General features: G+C 69.7%; 15 protein-coding genes. 9 read left to right on the top strand and 6 right to left on the bottom strand.

Annotation, left to right across the window (positions count from 1 at the left end; translation table 11 throughout):
• The 7 genes from B4589_RS02085 to B4589_RS02055 all read left to right on the top strand — a co-directional run bounded on the left by B4589_RS02085 (window position 1) and on the right by B4589_RS02055 (window position 6,685).
• On the top strand, window positions 1-2,106 hold the full coding sequence (locus B4589_RS02085; protein WP_079232709.1) for a type II secretion system F family protein: 2,106 nt from the start codon (window positions 1-3) through the stop codon (window positions 2,104-2,106).
• A gap of 18 nt (window positions 2,107-2,124) precedes the next feature.
• Window positions 2,125-2,757, top strand: coding sequence for a class I SAM-dependent methyltransferase (locus B4589_RS02080; RefSeq protein WP_079232708.1), 633 nt, complete (start codon window positions 2,125-2,127; stop codon window positions 2,755-2,757).
• Window positions 2,758-2,842: 85 nt separating this feature from the next.
• Window positions 2,843-3,325, top strand: coding sequence for a cupin domain-containing protein (locus tag B4589_RS02075; protein ID WP_079232707.1), 483 nt, complete (start codon window positions 2,843-2,845; stop codon window positions 3,323-3,325).
• A gap of 53 nt (window positions 3,326-3,378) precedes the next feature.
• Window positions 3,379-4,077, top strand: a complete 699-nt coding sequence (locus B4589_RS02070) for a molybdopterin-binding protein (RefSeq protein ID WP_079232706.1) — start codon at window positions 3,379-3,381, stop codon at window positions 4,075-4,077.
• Window positions 4,078-4,297: 220 nt separating this feature from the next.
• Window positions 4,298-5,362: an ATP-NAD kinase family protein gene (locus tag B4589_RS02065; RefSeq protein ID WP_079232705.1), complete on the top strand. Its 1,065-nt coding sequence runs from the start codon at window positions 4,298-4,300 to the stop codon at window positions 5,360-5,362.
• Window positions 5,363-5,458: 96 nt separating this feature from the next.
• Complete coding sequence (locus B4589_RS02060) at window positions 5,459-5,746, top strand: hypothetical protein (protein WP_079232704.1); 288 nt, start codon at window positions 5,459-5,461, stop codon at window positions 5,744-5,746.
• 84 nt (window positions 5,747-5,830) lie between these two features.
• Window positions 5,831-6,685: a formate/nitrite transporter family protein gene (locus B4589_RS02055; RefSeq protein WP_079232703.1), complete on the top strand. Its 855-nt coding sequence runs from the start codon at window positions 5,831-5,833 to the stop codon at window positions 6,683-6,685.
• Between the two features lie 147 nt (window positions 6,686-6,832).
• Here the strand turns inward: B4589_RS02055 and mvaD are convergent, their stop codons facing one another.
• Window positions 6,833-7,831: a phosphomevalonate decarboxylase MvaD gene (gene mvaD / locus B4589_RS02050; protein ID WP_079232702.1), complete on the bottom strand. Its 999-nt coding sequence runs from the start codon at window positions 7,829-7,831 to the stop codon at window positions 6,833-6,835.
• A 104-nt stretch (window positions 7,832-7,935) separates the two neighbouring features.
• Here mvaD and B4589_RS02045 point away from each other — a divergent pair, with 104 nt between their 5' ends.
• Window positions 7,936-8,445 carry a DUF21 domain-containing protein gene (locus B4589_RS02045; protein WP_079232701.1) on the top strand — a complete coding sequence of 170 codons (510 nt, stop codon included), beginning with the start codon at window positions 7,936-7,938 and terminating at the stop codon, window positions 8,443-8,445.
• Window positions 8,446-8,451: 6 nt separating this feature from the next.
• On the opposite strand, the gene B4589_RS02040 is transcribed toward B4589_RS02045, so the two are convergent.
• The 4 genes from B4589_RS02040 to B4589_RS02025 form a co-directional block, all read right to left on the bottom strand.
• Window positions 8,452-9,594 (bottom strand): ABC transporter permease, encoded by a 1,143-nt coding sequence (locus tag B4589_RS02040; protein WP_394353842.1) that lies wholly within the window; start codon window positions 9,592-9,594, stop codon window positions 8,452-8,454.
• Window positions 9,587-11,452 (bottom strand): ABC transporter permease, encoded by a 1,866-nt coding sequence (locus B4589_RS02035; RefSeq protein ID WP_079232700.1) that lies wholly within the window; start codon window positions 11,450-11,452, stop codon window positions 9,587-9,589. The genes B4589_RS02040 and B4589_RS02035 overlap by 8 nt, the downstream gene beginning before the upstream one ends.
• Complete coding sequence (locus tag B4589_RS02030; protein ID WP_079232699.1) at window positions 11,449-12,366, bottom strand: ABC transporter ATP-binding protein; 918 nt, start codon at window positions 12,364-12,366, stop codon at window positions 11,449-11,451. Before B4589_RS02030 ends, B4589_RS02035 begins: the two co-directional genes overlap by 4 nt.
• A gap of 141 nt (window positions 12,367-12,507) precedes the next feature.
• Window positions 12,508-12,936: a DoxX family protein gene (locus B4589_RS02025; RefSeq protein ID WP_079232698.1), complete on the bottom strand. Its 429-nt coding sequence runs from the start codon at window positions 12,934-12,936 to the stop codon at window positions 12,508-12,510.
• Between the two features lie 255 nt (window positions 12,937-13,191).
• Between B4589_RS02025 and B4589_RS02020 the strand changes: the two genes are divergently transcribed.
• Window positions 13,192-13,515 (top strand): transcription factor S, encoded by a 324-nt coding sequence (locus B4589_RS02020; RefSeq protein ID WP_079232697.1) that lies wholly within the window; start codon window positions 13,192-13,194, stop codon window positions 13,513-13,515.
• Window positions 13,516-13,554: 39 nt separating this feature from the next.
• On the opposite strand, the gene B4589_RS02015 is transcribed toward B4589_RS02020, so the two are convergent.
• Complete coding sequence (locus B4589_RS02015; protein ID WP_079232696.1) at window positions 13,555-14,286, bottom strand: tRNA (adenine-N1)-methyltransferase; 732 nt, start codon at window positions 14,284-14,286, stop codon at window positions 13,555-13,557.

Genomic DNA, 14,286 nt, shown 5'->3' with positions numbered 1-14,286 from the left:
ATGCTGTGGCTGCTGCCGCTGCTGTTCGCGGTCGCGCTGCTGATCCCGCTTGCGGCCGCGCAGGTGAGCCGGGGGACGGACCTGCTGGTCTCCCGGCTCTCGCTCTCGTTGTTCGGTGACTACGTCGCCAACGAGAGCCCGCGAAAGCAGGACCAACAGTCCCGGCTGCGGGCGGCCCACGTCGAAACCACCCACCGCGTCTACGCCGCGCGGACGCTGCTGTACAGCCTGCTGTTGGGGATCAGCGGCAGTATCTTCGGCGTCTACGGCGCCGCGGTACTGCTCCGAATGCTCCGCATCAGCGGCGACGCCGTCCGCGCCCAGCTCCCGGCCGCGCTGCGCTTCCTCGCTGACCTGACTCGGGTGACCGAACTCACACTGTCGGAGCTGTTCGTGCTGGTGTTCGTCTCCAGCGCGACCGTCGGCACCGCGCTCGCGTTCGGCACCTACTACCTCCGATGGGCGATGCTCGACGAGCGGGCGTCGAACCGCGCTAGCGAGATCGAGGCGACGCTCCCCCGAACGATCGCGTTCGTCTACGCGCTCTCGCGGTCGGGGATGGCGTTCCCCGCGATCCTCGACACGCTGACCCGGAATCGCGACGTGTACGGCGAGGCGGCCGTCGAGATCGGCGTCGCCGTCCGGGACATGAACACGTTCGGCACCGACGTGCTGAGCGCGCTCGACCGGATGGCCGACCGCACGCCGAGTGAGGGGATGGAGGAGTTCGGCGAGAACCTCGCCTCCGTGCTCGGCTCGGGGCAGTCGCTCCCGAACTTCCTCAAAGACCAGTACGAACGCTACCAGGAGGAGGCCGAGGCCCAGCAGCGCCAGTACCTCGACCTGCTGTCGACGTTCGCGGAGGCGTACGTCACGGTGCTGGTCGCGGGGCCGCTGTTCCTGATCACGATCCTCGTCGTGATCGGCCTGGTGCTCCAGGAGACGCTGGGGCTCCTCCGGATCGTCGTCTACCTCGGCATCCCGCTGTCGAGCATCGCGTTCATCGCGTACATCGACAGCTCGACGAAGACGATCAGTGAGACGCTGGGGAACGAGCGCTCCGAGATCCCCTCGGTCGGGATCAGCGGCATCACCGACGCGGTCGACGACGACACGCCCGCACTGGCGGACGGCGGCGTCGGGAGCGTCTCCGACGAGTGGGCCGCCAGCCGCGAACGCCTCGAACTGTACGCGAAGTTCGAGTCGGTGCTGGGCTGGCTCCGGAGCCCCGGGCAGGTGCTGCTGCGCAACCCCGAGTACAGCTTCGCCGTCACGGTCCCGGTCGGGCTCTGGTGGGTCGTCGTCCGGTCAGGCGCGGTGCCGCTCTCGCCGCTTTCGGCGCTGCGGACGGTCGACTCGCCGGTCGTCGAGGCGATCCTGTTCGCGACGGGCGCCTTCGCGCTGCTGTACGAGATCGACAAGCGCCGGGTGAAGGCGATCGAGAAGGTGATCCCGGACTTCCTCGACCGGCTGGCGAGCGTCAACGACGCCGGGGTGAGCGTGGTCCAGAGCATGGAGCGGCTCACGCGCTCGGACCTCGACGCGCTGAACCCCGAACTCCAGCGGGCGTGGGAGGACGTGCGCTGGGGCGCCGACGTCCGCGCCGCCTTCCGCCGGATGGAGCGCCGGATCGACTCGCCGATGATGACCCGCGCGACGGTGCTGATCACCAACGCAATGACCGCAAGCGGGGAGATCGCGCCCGTGCTGGAGATCGCCGCCGACGAGGCCCGGGCGAGCCGCCGGCTCCAGCGCGAACGCCGCCAGGAGATGCTGACGTACCTGATGGTGATCTACATCTCCTTTTTCGTGTTCATCGGGATCGTGTTCGCGCTCTCCTCGTCGTTCATCCCGGCGATCGAGAGCGCGAACCTCGGCGGCGCGAGCAGCGGCGGGCTCCCCAGTGGCGTCTCCTCCGGCGTGTTCAGCGGGCTGGGCAGCGTCGACACCGCGGCGTACACGCTGCTCTTCTTCCACGCGGCCGTGATGCAGGCGATCTTCTCCGGGCTGGTCGCTGGCCAGCTCGGCGAGGGGAGCCTCGCCGACGGCGCGAAACACGTCGTCGTCCTGCTGGCGCTGACCGTGATCGCGTTCGTCTTCCTGTAGCCGACTCTCGACCCAGCCATGTCCCACGCCGGCCACACCTACGACCGCATCGCCGCCCACTTCTCGAAGACCCGCGAGTACGCCTGGCCCGAGATCGAGGAGTTCCTGGACGACCGGACGGGCGAACTGGGGCTGGATCTCGGCTGCGGGAACGGCCGCCACGCCGAGGTGCTGGCCGACCACGCCGACCGCGTCGTCGGCGTCGACGCCAGCACGGGGCTGCTCGCGGAGGCCGCCGACCGCGCGGCGGAGAGCGGATTCGACGCCGATCTCGTGACGGGCGACGCCGCCACGATCCCGCTACGCGACGAGACGGTCGATCTCGCGGTGTACGTCGCGACGTTGCACCATCTCCGGCCGCGCGAGCGCCGCCTCGCCAGCCTCGACGAACTGGCTCGCGTGCTCGCACCCGACGGCCGGGCGCTCGTGAGCGCGTGGAGCACCGAGCACACGAAGTTCGAAGCGGAGGAGACCGACGGCTGGGGGCTCGATACGGAGATCGACTGGACGCTACCCGGCGGCGAGACGGTGGGACGGTTCTACCACGTGTACGATCCCGCGGAGTTCGAGGCGGACCTGCAGGAGAGTGATCTGGAACTGCTCGAGTGGGAGCTCTCGAGCGGGAACTGTTACGCGGTCGTTGGGCCCTGAGCGCCGGACCGGTGCTCCGACGGGTGCAAACGGTCACGAACCGCCGACAGGTAGAAGGATGCCATCTGACACAGGTACACGCACGATGGAGCGAGTGACCGTCGACGAAGTCGAGTCGGTGTCGCCACCGGACGAAGGGATCCCCGACGGCGCGATGGCCGATTCGATCGGGGAGGTTCGGATGCTGGCCGGGCCACTCGGCACGGCCGAAGTCGCCGTCAACCACTACGAACTCGCCCCCGGGGAGAGCTTCACGCTCTCCTCGCACTGTCACGACGAACAGGAGGAGGTGTTCTACGTCGAGTCCGGCGAGATCACGTTCGAGACGCCGGACGACGAGCTGACGGTGGATGCGGGCGAACTGCTCCGCGTCGCTCCGGGAGAGTACCAGCTCGGGACGAACCGCGGCGACGAATCTGCTGCCGCGATTGTCGTGGGCGCGCCGCGGGAGGAGGAGAGCGGAAAAATGCTGCTGACCTGCGGTGACTGCGGCGAGTACACGCCCCACCGACTCGACGAGTCGGACGAGCAGTACTGCTGCACCGAGTGTGGAGCCGGGTTCACGTAACGCGACCGCAACCGCCGTCGCGCTTTTCCCCCGCTCGCGCCTACTGTCGGCAAATGGATGCCGCCATCGTGACTGTGGGGGACGAACTGCTGACCGGCGACATCGAGAACACCAACGCGACGTGGCTCTGTGCTCGCCTCGACGACCGCGGGGTGGACGTCGAACGCGTCACGACCGTTCCGGACCGCATCGCCGACATCGCCCGCGTCGTGAACGAGTACCACGCCGAGTACGACGCCGTGCTCGTCACCGGCGGCCTCGGCCCGACCCACGACGACGTGACGATGGCGGGTGTCGCCGCCGCGTTCGGCCGCGAGATCGAACTGAACGACGAGGCCGTCGAGTGGCTCCGGGAGGGCGGTTACGAGAGCGACGACCTCGCGACCGGCACCGCCGAACTCCCGGCCGGCGCGCGCCCGCTGCACAACGCCGAGGGTGTCGCGCCCGGCGCAGTCGTGGAGTCCTGCTACGTGTTCCCGGGCGTGCCCGCGGAGATGCAGGCGATGTTCGCGGGCGTCGCCGGGGAGTTCACCGGCGAGCAGACGTACACCGAGCGCGTGGAGACGCCGGAGCCGGAGAGCGCGCTGCTCGATCGGCTCTCGGCGGTACAGGACCGTTTCGACGTGAGCGTCGGCTCCTACCCGGGCGGGACGGTGACGCTGAAACTCACCGCGACCGATCCCGCGGAGGCCCGCCGGGCGGCCGAGTGGCTATCCGAGCACGTCGAACCAGTGGACGAAGCGGCAGAGTAAGCTACTGATAGATCGCGAGCGTCCACGCTGCCGTTACCACGATGCCGAGCACGAGCGCGACGGCGCCAGAAAGCGCCGGATCGAGCGAGACGCCGTCGATAGCGGTCTGAAGCATGGCCGGGTTTTGGACCGACCCGCGCTTAGCTCTGATGGTCCGCGCATCCACCGCAGCCGTCGCCGGCTCCGCGGTCGTTTTCCCCCTCCCCGCCGAAGGGCGGCTATGCACGTTGGCTTCGTCCTCAACCCCATCGCGGGGATGGGCGGCCGCGTCGGCCTGAAAGGGACCGACGGGAAGGTCGCCGAGGCCCGCGCCCGCGGCGCGGAACCGCGCGCGCCGGAGCGGGCCGAACGCGCGCTGACGGCGCTCCGGGAGCGCCTGCCGGACGCGAAACTCTCGACGTGGGGCGGTCCGATGGGCGAACGCGAGGTCCAGGAAGCGGGGTACGAGCCGGACGTTCTCGGCATGCCGGATGCTGAGGAGACTGGCTCCGCGGACACACAGGCGGCCGTCGCGGCGTTCGTCGACGCTGAGGTGGATATGGTTCTCTTCGTCGGCGGCGACGGCACCGCCGCGGACGTGGCCGAAGCGCTCGAGGGGACCGACACGCCGATGCTCGGGATCCCAGCCGGCGTGAAGGTGTACTCTTCTGTGTTCGCGGTGTCGCCGGAGGACGCCGCCTACGTCGTCGCTTCCTCCGAACGCACCGAACGACGCGAGGTGATGGATATCGACGAGGACGAGTACCGCGAGGGCGAGGTGAACCCCGAACTCCGGGCGGTCGCACAGGTGCCCGTCGCTGAGGCGATGCAGTCCTCCAAACAGCTCGGTGGGGGAACCGTCGAAGCGCTGGCGGCGGGTATCGCCGACGACATCCGCGCCGAACCGGGGAAGACGTACGTGCTGGGGCCGGGCTCGACGGTCGGCACGATCAAGGCGGAACTCGGCTTCGAGGGCTCGCCCATCGGCGTCGACGTCTGGCGCGACGGCGAGGTGCTGGTGGCGGACGCCAGCGAGCGGGAGATCCTCGACGCGCTGGGCGATGAAAACGTCGTCGTCGTCTCGCCGATCGGCGGCCAGGGGTTCGTGTTCGGCCGCGGGAACCCACAGCTCTCCCCCGAGGTGATCCGGCAGTGTGACGTGACGATCGTCGCCTCGCGATCGAAGCTGGACGGTGTGAACGTGCTCCGCGCGGATACGGACGACCCGGAACTGGACGAGGAGCTCCAGGGCTGGTGGAAGGTCCGGGTCGGGAAGTTCGAGACGCGGATGATGAAGCTGGTGTAGCGTTGGGTGTTGCCGGCCGACGCGGCACCGAAGCCGTGAGGGGAGGCAGCTCCCGTCCAAAGGCGTATCCGTCGGGAAGGACAACTCCCGAACCCGATGCCACTGAAACCCGCAGACGCCCGTGAACTGTTCGTTCGGGAGTGCTCCTTCCCGATGGACCAGGAAGCGGTTGTCGAGACGGTCGGGAACGTGGCCATCGAGTCGATGAACGGTGACGAGAGCGATATCGAGACCGTGCTCGCGCGGAGCAGCGAGACCACGTACAGCTCGGTCGAACAGCTGCACAACGCGTTGATGGCGAACCTCGGGGACGAGCACATCGGACGCAAGTACTACGACGACCGTTCGAGCGTGACGACCCGGAGCACTGAGCTGTCGTTCTGACGGACCGAAGCGCGACTCGGCCACGAGCACCGGGGGAGCCGAACTCGTGACCGACGTTGCCGAACCGACCGACTCCTCAGAACCGTGAACACACAGTCAAACGAGACGCAGACCGACGACGGTGGAGCGGACCTTCGCGAACGGAATCAGGAACCGGAACACACCCCCGTCTCGCAGGAGGAGACGCTTCGCGCTCAGATCGCGCTCGGGGAAGAGGAGCTCACTCGTCCGAACCGGGGACTCGCGCTGTCCGGGCTCTCCGCCGGCCTCGACATCGGGTTCGGGCCGCTGTTCATGGCCATGCTCCTCAGCGTCGCCAGCGGGGTCTGGAGCGTGCCGTCTATCAAGTTAGCGACCGGGATCGTGTACTCACTCGGGTTCGTGTTCGTCGTCCTCAGCGGCACGGAGCTGTTCACCGAACACACGACGCTCGCGGTCCTCCCGGTCCTGTACGGGGACGCGACACTCACTGACCTCGCTCGGCTGTGGGGCGTAGTCTACGGCACGAACCTCGTCGGCGGCGCGGTGTTCGCCGTCGGGATGGTTCGGTTCGGCCCGGCGTACGGGATCATCGACCCGACAGCGTTCGTTCGGTTGGCCGAGCCGCTCGTCTCCCACTCCGCGGTGTCGACGCTGTTCGCGGCGGTCCTGGCCGGGTGGTTGATGGGGCTCCTCTCGTGGATGGTCACGTCGGTGAAGGGCTCGAGTGCGCGGATCCTGCTGGTCGTCGCCGTCACCACCATCATCGGGTTCGGCCACCTCCCGCACTCCATCGCCGGCAACGTCGAAGTCGTCGCCGGCCTGCTCACGTCGCCGGCGATCACTATCGCCGACTACGTCCGCTTCCTGATGCTCGCGACGGCCGGCAACGTTCTCGGCGGCACCGTCTTCGTCGCCCTACTGAAGTACGGCTACGTGATCGGCGGCATCGAGTCCTGAGGGTCAGGTTCCACAACCTCCCGTCGCGTGAGCGACACCGGCGAGCGATACCCGACGGAGACAGCGCTTCGACGCAGCGGCCGCCTCGGCGGTGGAGCTCCCCCGCTCGACCGGACGGGGAAACCGGGAACGAAACGCTCCGGGCGGTCAGAACAGGCTCTCGCTTTCCGCCAGCACCTGGGCGGGCCCGCCGACCTCCCAGACCTCGGTGTCGACGCCCGTCTCCGCGACTTTCTCCTCGACGGTGTCGGCGTACTCCGCGGTCGTGTTCACGTACACCGACGCGCCGGTGTCCGTCGAGAAGTAGACGGGAACGCCCGTCTCCCGGAGCTCCCGAACCGCGTGGAACACGGCGATGGTCTCGGGCTTCCAGTACACCCAGCCCGCGGGCCCGGTCATCGTCGTCGCCGTCAGCGACAGCGAGTCGTGCTCGGCGGTGCCGAAGATCCGGTGGAAGTCGCCCTCGCGCAGCGCGTCGCGCATCTCGACCAGCTGATCCTGGACGTGGGCGACCCGCGCGTCGAACATGTGGCTGGCCTCGGCCTCCTTGTGGGCCTCCTCGGTCTCCTTGTACGCGGGAACGAGCGCCGTGACGATCCGGAGGTCCTCCTCCGGGTCGAACCCGTCCTCGCCCGTGCCCGTGTCCAGGCGGTGGGAGCGACAGTCCTCGTCGTTCAGTCCGGCCGAGAGGTCGGAGAACGCGCCCGTGACCGCGCGGGCGGCGGAGGAGGAGCCCCGGCGCGCGATCGTCGAGATCTCGGGCCGGGTGAGATCGAGCCCCGCGGCCTCGCTGGCCGCCATCGCCAGCGCCGCGAACCCCGAGGAGGAGGAGCCGAATCCGACGTTCGACGGGAAGGAGTTCTCGCTCTCCATCCGGACCGCATGGTCGACGTCGGCGAGCTCGCGGACGTGATCGAGCACGTGGCGGATGCGTTCGGCGCCGCGGCCGTCGACGCCCTCGCCGTCGATGATGTACGTGTCGTCGCCGGCGTCGGGCAGGAACTCGACGGTGGTGGTGGTGTTCGACGGCGCGGTACAGACGCTGATCGAGTCGTGGTACGGGAGGCGCAGCTCCTCGTCGCGCATCCCGTGGTACTTCACGAGCCCCTGGATCGGGTGGGCTCGCACGGTAGCCTTGAGCGGCATCTCTGTCGGGTTTGCTCGGCGCCCCGGGTTAGACGTGTCGGTGCGCCCCGCCGAACGCCTCGCCCCGCCGTCGGCTTCATTAGTGCCGGGGTGGGAGAGCCCCCATGGTCGATCCCCTCATCGTCGGCGGCGCCGCTGCCACCGTCGTACTGCTCGCCTGCAGCGCCTTCTTCTCCAGCTCAGAGACGGCGATCTTCTCGCTGCCGGCGGGCCACGACGCGGTTCCCGGGGACGGCGACGAGAACGAGCGGACGCTCACCGCGCTCCGGGAGGATCCCCACCGGCTGCTGGTGACGCTGCTGGTCGGGAACAACGTCGTCAACGTCGCGATCTCGAGCATCATTACGGTCCTCGTGGCCCGGAGCCTGCCGCCGGGGCCGGCGGTCCTCGCCGCGACGGTGGTCACGAGTTCGCTCGTGCTCGTGTTCGGCGAGATCGTGCCGAAGGCGTACGGGCTGGGCAACGCCCCGGAGTGGTCGCTGACCGTCGCGCCCGTGATCGCGCTGATCGAGAAGCTGCTCTCGCCGCTGATCTCGCTGTTCGACTGGGTGACCCGCGGGATCAACCGCGTCATCGAGGGCGAGAGCGACATCGAGCGGCCGTACGTCGACTGACCTCGGCTACCCCAACGCAGCAGCGCCGCGGCGCGCGACCAGCGCTCGAACGGCGAGATACGCGCCGACCGCGAGCGCGACGTAGCTCGCGACGACGCCGTACGTCACATCCGACGCGGAGTTCACCGCCAGCCGCGCGATCGTGTTCGGCGGGCTTCCGGGCAGCAGGGCGGCGGCGCCGAACAGCCCCAGCACGCCCGTCGAGTAGAGGAACTGCGCGGCCCGGCGGTCCGGCGAGAGCAGCGCGACGGCGGCGCCTAGTGCCGACACCGCGAGCGCGAACGCGGTGGTCAGCGCGAGCAGCGCGGGGAGGTTCGCGACGGGGGTGCCGTTGACCGAGAGCAGCGCCATCCACAGCCCCGCCTGTGCGGGCGCGAGCAGCACCGACGCGAGTAGCTTCCCGTCGACGATGCCCACCGGTGAGAGCGGCGACACCCGGAGCAGTTCCATCGTCCCGCGGTCGATCTCCTCGCTCAGCGAGTCGACGGTGATCGAGCCGCCGATGAACGCGGGCAGCAGCAGGAGCAGCGGGACGAGCACGGTGTAGCTGAACCCGTAGTACGGGCTGCTCGACGGCGCCTCGGGGAGAACGAGCGGTTCGGTGCCGAGATACTCGACCCGGCTCGCGCGCTGGTCGCGCTCGAACGCCCGCAGCGCGTCCCGGATCTGGACGACCGTCACCGTCGTCCGGACGTTCTCGTCGGGCACCGTCACCGTCACCTCGATCCGGTTCTCCTCGGTGTGGCTCGCGAGGAACGTCGCGTCGACGGTACCGCGTCGGAACGCGTCGGCGGCAGCGTCGGGCGACTCGTACTCGCGGGCGTCGACGCCGGACTGGCCGTCGAGCGTCGCGAGCAGTTCGTCGGCCGCGTCGCCGCTGACGCCCGCGTCGACGCTCACGCCGCCGACGCCGCCGGGCTGGTACATCGAGACGAGCCCCACCACGAGGAACGAGGAGAACGCGGCGACGAACAGCTGGATCAGCAGCGCGAGCACGATCGTCTTCTCGTCGGCCAGCGAGCGAAGCTCCTTCCGGGCGAGCACGGTTCGCGGGTCGCGCCAGAACGAGCGCAGGCGGCCGCGGTCCTCGCCCGCGGCTTCGCGCTCCCTCGCCGCGTCGCTGCCGGGCTCGGGGCGTAGCTCAGACAACGGCGCTCACCACCGTGAGGTTGTAGCCCGCGTGGAGCAGCGTCGCCGCCGCGAGCGCGAGGAGGTACGCCGTCCGTCCGCGCGCCGCGCCGGCAGCCGACACTGTCGCGGTGACGGCGTGCAACAGCAGGGGCGCCATGAACAGCACGAGCAGTCCCAGTGGCCCGCCCGCCAGCCCATCGAGGCCGGTCCCGGTCGCGGAGAACGCCGCCCGGCCGAGCGTGAGCTCCGGGAGCCCGACCACCTGCACGACGGCGGTGAGCTTCTCGCCGGCGAAAAAGCCCAAGCCGGAGAGCGCGCCGACGAGCAGCGTGACCCGTTTGGTTCGGGCGAACGTCCCCGTCCGGAAGCCGGCGTAGAGGTGGGCCGACTTCGCGACCTCCTCGATCGCCGCGATCGCGACTAAGAGCAGCGGAACGCTCACCGAGACGGGGAGCGCGAACAGCAGCGCGACGACCAGCAGCTCCGCGACGAACACGAACGGGATCGCCAGCGCGGAGAGCGTCGCCGCCGAGCGCGCACCAGTCAGCCGGGCGTCGAGCGCGTCGAGCAGTTTCAGCGGCACCGCGCGCTGTGTGAACATGTCCTCTTCCCGGTAGACGCCGAGGCCGAGCAGGAACAGCGTCCCGCCGGCCAGCAGCGGCGGGCCCGTCGAAAACGCGAACTGGGCGGGGGTGACGCCGACGCCCTGGAGGTCCCGGACCACGACCGTCAGCGGCGAGATGAGCGCGACCGGCGTCACGTTCGCGAAGATGGCAGGCACGAACGCGTAGGCGGTCAGGAACACCGACAGCGTCACCGTGACGAACGTGAGCTCCTTGAACGAGCGGGCGAACATCCCGCCCACGAACGTGCCGGCGAGGTACAGCACCGCCAGCGGGAGCACCGCGAGCACCGAGACGACGCCCGCCTCGCCGCCACCCACCGCGAGCGCGACGACGACCGAGAGTGCGACCGACGCGAGCAGGTACGGCAGCGTCTTCCCCGCGACCACGTCGCCGGGTTCGACCGGCGCGACGAGCAGGAGTTCGCCACGGCGGCCGATCCGCTCGTCGAGCACAGTGCTGCCGTACGCCTGCGCGACGAAGTTCAGCGGCACGAGGAAGGCGAACGCGAGGATCAGCGACGCGAACGGGAACGGTGGTTGGATGTCGGCGGGCGAGCCGCTCGCGGGGTCGGGGAACAGCGCGTCGCCGACGTTCGGGATCGCGAAGCCGCGGTCGCTGTCGTCGGTCGCAGGCGTGGCCGTCGCGGTCGCTTCCTCCCCCGCCCCGCCACCGCTCGCCGTGGCGGTTTCGGTCGGTTCAGTCGTGCCGCCACCGTCGGTCGTCCCGCCCGCCGGCGCCGTTGCTCGACCCTCGTACTCGAGCGTCACGGCGACGGGGAACGCCGCGGACTCGTTCGGTTCGGCTCGCATCAGGCGGTCGTTTTCGCTCCTGACGGCGCCCCGGAGCGCCGCGAGTGCGGCCGCCCCTTTCCCGGAGTCCCGTGCGCGGAACTCGGCAGTCCGGTCGGCGTGGTTCGTGTCGACGACGCGAACGTCCCACGCCGAGCCCGGTTCGACGGGGTTCAGCGACGGCGCCGCCGCGACCGGCTCGTGGTACGGGCTTTCCTCGTCGACGGCGACGCGGTAGAGGTCCTCGTCGAGCGCGACGCCGCCGGTCGCGGCGGTGGCGCCGCCCGCGCCGAGTGCGACGACGACGGCCAGCAGCCCCAGCAGGACCGTCCGGCGGTCGAGCGTCCCCACGGAGTATTCGACCTCCCAGCGGGCAATGCGGGCGATCTTGCGGAGGCGCCGTCGGGGGTCGCGAACGCGTCGGTTCTCACGCTGGTCCGGGTCCGCTGCGTCGCCGCTCACACCGAGCCCTCGCTGTCGTCGGCTGTTGGGTCGGCGCGTCGGTGGTCGCTCCGCTCGCCGGTGAGTTCGAGGAACACGTCTTCGAGGCTCGGTTCGTCGGTACGCACGTCGGTCACCTCGCCGCCGGCCTCGCGGACGCGTTCGCGGACGGCGTCGGCGTCGTCGAGGCTCTCGACTTCGACGACGTGGCGGTCGTCCACTGGGTCGCTCCCTGGGAGGGAGACGGTCGAGAACACGCGGTACGTCGTCCGGCCGTGGGCCTCGCGGATCTCCGGGACGCTCCCGCGGGCGATGATCTCCCCCTCGTTCATCACGACGACGCGGTCACAGAGGTCCGCGACGTGGTAGAGGTTGTGCGCGCTGAACACGACGGTCTTCCCGTCGGCGGCCAGTTCCTGGACGAACTGGAGCACCTCGTGGGTCGTCAGCGGGTCGAGCCCGGAGGCCGGTTCGTCGTAGATCAGGACGTCCGGATCGTTGACGAGCGAGCGCGCGATGGCAACTTTGCGCTTCATCCCCTTCGAGACGTCGCCGAGCCGGCGGTCGCGGTGGTCGAGTTCGAGGCGGTCGAGCGTCGACTCGATTCGGTCGTCGGCGACGTCGCCCGGCACGTCGTAGAGGTCTGCGAAGAAGGAAAGGTACGAGCGGGCGGTCATGTTCTCGTACAGCGGCGACTCCTCGGGGAGGAACCCCAGCGCCCGGCGCATCTCGGGATCGTCGACGTCGTAGCCGGCGACGGTCGCCTCGCCGGCGGTCGGCTCGACCAGCCCGGCGAGCATCTTCAGCGTCGTCGTCTTGCCGGCACCGTTGGGGCCGACGATACCGAAGATATCGCCGGCGTCGGCCGAAAAGTCGCTGCCGGCGACCGCGACGAACTCGCCGTAGCGCTTCTCGAGCCCGTCGGCGCGGATCATGGACGGCACTGCCGCGTCGTCCCGGAAAAAGATCGGGTCCCGGCTATCGATCGCGAGACTGTGGCGTTCGCCGGGATCGCTCGGCAGCCGTCTCGAGAGAGCGATCGGGCTGACTGTCAGTCGTCGACGGCGACGAGTCCGTCAGAACAGGCCGACGTTGGCCGCGAGCGGCCAGTCGACGCCGCCGAGCGCGAGGAACGCCAGCGAGGCGCCCAGCAGGGCGACGTTCTTGAGGAAGTGGGTCATCTCGCCCTGCGTGTCCTCGGCGTTCCAGAAGTCGTGCATCAGCGGCGTCGCGACGACGAAAAAGGTCGCGAGCGCGCCAGCCGCGAGCACGGGGTAGGCGCCGGCGGCGACGCCGAGGCCGCCCAGCAGCAGCATGACGCCCGACGCGATCACGCCGAACTTCGGCGCCGGCACGCCTTTCGAGCCGGCGTACCCCGCCATCCCCTCGATATCCGTGAAGTGGTTCAGCCCCATGAACGCGAGCACGAGGCCGAAGACGAGGCGGGCGAGGAGGAACACGGTGCCCGCGGATCCCTCGAGTGCGGCTGCCTGCAGCAGGCTCATCGCTCCACCCCCGTCGCGACAGTGTTCGGCGTCGATACGCTGTGTGCGTGTGGTTGCGTCACGTTACTTGCTACGGGCGCGAACCACTTGAGCGCTCGCGAACCCCGTCGTCACCCGGTTACAACGGTGTTAGCGGAGTCCCGTCGTCAGCCAGTGTGTCGACGGGCTGCCGGGAGCGTTCGGGTGACCGACGGCAGCCGTCAGCTCACGCCGAACCCCGGCGCTTAAACCGGGGGGCCCGCTACGCCACCGCTAATGAAGTTCTGCGACGAGTGCGGTTCGATGATGAAGGCGGAGGGGGACGAGTGGGTCTGTGGCAGCTGTGGTGCCACGGAAACCCGAAACGAGGCCGAGGAGTCCGGCATGACCACCCAGCAGGACCAGGAGGAGAGCGATATCGTCGACATGTCCGACGTCGACGAGGGGGCGCTCGGCCCGACGACGGAGATCCGCTGTCCCGAGTGTGGTAACGACCGCGCGAGCTACGAGATGAAGCAGATCCGCGCGGCCGACGAGTCCGAGACCCGATTCTTCACGTGTACGGAGTGCGGCCACAAGTGGCGCGAGGACGACCACTGACGCAGTAGCGTTCTCTCCCAGGCCCCCGGGGGCTCCCAACTACTCCTTTCTAGCAAACGTCAGGTACCCCGTATGCCCAACGCCGGCCGTCGACGGCCGCGTGCCACGCTCGCCCACGTCCATCCGGCGCTGGATCGTCTCGAACGTCCGGATATCCGTGAGCTCGCCCCGCGCCGTCTCGACGGTTTCGCGCACCGACTCCACGAACGGCGAGTAGACCGCGACGAACCCGCCCGCCGTCAGTAGCTCCGGCGCGCGCTCGACCACCGCGGGCGAGTCGGCGGTGTCGAGCGTGAGCACGTCGAACGGCCCCTCGTCGACCAGATCGTCGAGATGCTCGGTCACGTCGCCGGTGCGCACGTCGACGCGGTCGGCGACGCCGCCGAGCTCCATGTTCTCGCGGGCGACCTCCGCGAACTCCGCGTCGGTCTCGTACGTCGTCACCTCGGCGCCGGCGCGGGCGAGGTACGCCGCGAGCACGCCCGTGCCGGTGCCGGCGTCGAGCACGCGGTCGCCGCCGCCGGCGCCGGTGTGGCCCATCACGAGCCCGGCGTCGCGGGGCATCATCGGCGCGCCAGTGCGCTCGAAATGCTCGAACAGGTCCGGCCCGCGGAGTTCACGGACGCCGAACGGCTCGCCGAGGTGGGTCTCCAGTTCGTCGCCGTGGCTCACGTCCTCGGGGACGTCGAGCACGCCGAGGTCGGTCTGGAGCTCCTCGCCGGGACGGCGGACGTACTCACGGTCGCCGTGAACCAGGAGAAAGGCACCCAC

Origin of the sequence: Halolamina sp. CBA1230 (assembly GCF_002025255.2) — an archaeon.
Lineage (GTDB): Archaea > Halobacteriota > Halobacteria > Halobacteriales > Haloferacaceae > Halolamina.
The sequence above is the reverse complement of the archived record's forward strand: the minus strand, read 5'-3'. Positions and strand labels throughout refer to the sequence as shown.